Below are 2,426 nucleotides of genomic sequence, written 5' to 3'. Positions count from 1 at the left end.
AGGAACAATGACTGAAACGTTCCCGTTATTATCCGGACATCTTTCTTTAGATTTAGTAAATACAGAAGTCGTAAGGCGTGGGAAGCGACATGATTTACTACTTACAGATAGAAATATGCTAGATTGGTTAAATGTTATAAGGGAAGATCATTCCGTTTGGGACGAGCGATTGATGCAAGCGAAAGAGAAAGCAGCGGCAGTGTTACATCAGCTCCGTGAATTTCGAACGATGTTACGAAATCAATTTGAACAGATTGCAGATGGACAGATGATTCCAACTGCGTTTATTGCATTATTAGAACAAAAAGTGGAAAGAGCTCCGTTTACCTATACACTCATGGAGCAAACTCTTATCCCTATCCCCATTGGTGAAATAGAGGATGTTCTGATTTCATTGATTGCATTTGACGCGTTAACTTTACTTGCAACGCATAAGTTGCATCGTGTGAAAAGATGCTCCAATCCAGATTGCGTACTTCTATTTATCGATGAGAGTGGAAGACGGAAGTGGTGTTCTATGAAAATATGCGGAAATAGAAAGAAAGCAGCTAGATATCAACTTCGGAAATCCGAATAGGACCGACTTATTTGAAAAAGGTCGGTTTTTTTGTGCAAAGGTTTAACTAACCTTTAAAATAAGTTTTGACAGGTTAGTTTAGGCAATGTAAAGTAAAAATGTAAATAAAAGGAGGGAGAATGATGAATGGTTTAGAAATAGTAAAGCAGAAACAAGCCCATCATTTTATAACGAAAATGAAAGGGAAGGGGAGAAGTCCCTTACAGGTAAATACAAAAGATGTTATAACGGTAATCTACGAGAAAACCGGCAGTATCAAACCTTTTGACTATAACGTTGAATTTTAGGGAGGAAGAAGAATGAGTCACTATATTTTCAAGCAATTACAATTTGTACGTCAGAATACGATTCGTAGTGTGGAAAACTTGAATGAGGAAGCATCGCTTTATATACCACAAGGGTTTAATAATAATATCAAATGGAATCTTGGACATATTTATGTCGTACAAGAAAGGTTTGCCTTTCATTTCACAGGGGAAAGAATGAATATGCCAGATTATTTCATGAAACAATTTGGACCAGGTTCAAAGCCGATAGATTGGGATGAACAAGTACCGACTCTTCGGCAATTGATTGAATTGCTTAAAAATCAAATGGTTAGAATCCCTCAATCATTAGAACCACGTATTACAGAAGTGGTCAAGGAGCCATACACAACCTCGACTGGGATGACTCTTTCATCTGTAGCAGAATTTCTAAGTTTTAGTTTGTACCATGAAGGTATGCATTTTGATGCGATTAAGTCAATCAAACGTTTGATTGAACATGATACATTGTAATATAGCCTAATAATCTAAAGAAAATGAGCGTTCACACCACTGGGTTAGTGGTGTTTTTTCTTTGGTTATAAACATATTTCTTTTAAACCAGCAAGTTTTAAAAATTGCTCTAGTAATTCTCCACCACATTCATGTTCTTTCACGGTTTTGTAAAATAGTTTTATATCAAATCCATCCTTTTGAAGTTGCTCGGCTTGCATGCTCAAACATTATGAAATGCTGGAATCAGGAAAACGCTTGGTTTTGCGTGAACGTACTTATTTCAACTCGTATTCTTTTTGATTTTTGAACAGAAAAATGGGTTCTGACTTCCTAAAGGTAAATATACTTTGTTTTATGAATATTTATAATTTATTGAATTAATAAATATATAGATAAACCATTTTTGCGGGCTAAAGTTTATGCTATAATCTACAATTAATTCTGCCTGAATCGGTAAATTCATCATTTTGTACATCCTATTTACCTTAAAAAAAGCGTTTCTTACTCTTAAGTGTTTAGGCAAATAATAAAGAAGGAGTTTGAATTTTGCAAAAAAACAATTATTATTTAACGTATGTAATTGTCGGCACCATGCTATTTGGTATGTTTTTTGGGGCTGGTAATTTGATATTCCCCATTCAATTGGGCCAGCTTGCAGGTAATCATTTTTGGTTAGCTCTAATTGGCTTTCTTACGACGGCAATCGGTCTGCCGCTTATTGGGATTATCGCTATCGGACTGTCTGGCAGCAACGGTCTGAAAGATATCGCTAGCCGTGTCCATCCGATCTTTGGGATTTCTTTTTCCATTTGCTTATATTTAATTATCGGACCTTTATTTGCTTTACCAAGAACGGCTACGGTTCCATTTGCAGTGGGTATTCAACCTTATGTTAGTCAGTCCATGCAAACGCCTATGCTTGCTATTTTTAGTTTCGCATTCTTTTCTGCAGTTTACTATTTCTCTCGTAATCCAGCAAAAGCTATGGATTACATCGGAAAATATTTAACACCTATCTTCTTATTTTTTCTATTCTTATTAATTATTATTTCATTTATCAAACCAATGGGTACTTTCAATCAAGCGCA

General features: G+C 35.5%; 5 protein-coding genes. 4 read left to right on the top strand and 1 reads right to left on the bottom strand.

Going from position 1 to position 2,426, the window contains the following annotated elements:
* Positions 1 to 7 precede the first annotated feature (7 nt).
* From AC11ZT_RS08510 to AC11ZT_RS08500, 3 genes are all read left to right on the top strand, one after another.
* Positions 8 to 577, top strand: a complete 570-nt coding sequence (locus AC11ZT_RS08510; RefSeq protein ID WP_484059189.1) for a CGNR zinc finger domain-containing protein — start codon at positions 8 to 10, stop codon at positions 575 to 577.
* 122 nt (positions 578 to 699) lie between these two features.
* Positions 700 to 864: a hypothetical protein gene (locus AC11ZT_RS08505; protein WP_484059187.1), complete on the top strand. Its 165-nt coding sequence runs from the start codon at positions 700 to 702 to the stop codon at positions 862 to 864.
* 12 nt (positions 865 to 876) lie between these two features.
* Positions 877 to 1,356, top strand: coding sequence for a DinB family protein (locus tag AC11ZT_RS08500; RefSeq protein ID WP_484059186.1), 480 nt, complete (start codon positions 877 to 879; stop codon positions 1,354 to 1,356).
* Between the two features lie 65 nt (positions 1,357 to 1,421).
* Here AC11ZT_RS08500 and AC11ZT_RS08495 read toward each other — a convergent pair whose 3' ends face one another.
* Positions 1,422 to 1,556 (bottom strand): hypothetical protein, encoded by a 135-nt coding sequence (locus AC11ZT_RS08495; RefSeq protein ID WP_484059185.1) that lies wholly within the window; start codon positions 1,554 to 1,556, stop codon positions 1,422 to 1,424.
* Positions 1,557 to 1,929: 373 nt separating this feature from the next.
* On the opposite strand from AC11ZT_RS08495, the gene AC11ZT_RS08490 reads away from it, so the two are divergent.
* On the top strand, positions 1,930 to 2,426 hold a 497-nt coding region (locus tag AC11ZT_RS08490), incomplete at its 3' end, for a branched-chain amino acid transport system II carrier protein (protein ID WP_484059188.1).

This window comes from Ectobacillus sp. (assembly GCF_056992975.1).
This window is presented reverse-complemented; position numbering and strand designations above follow the sequence as displayed.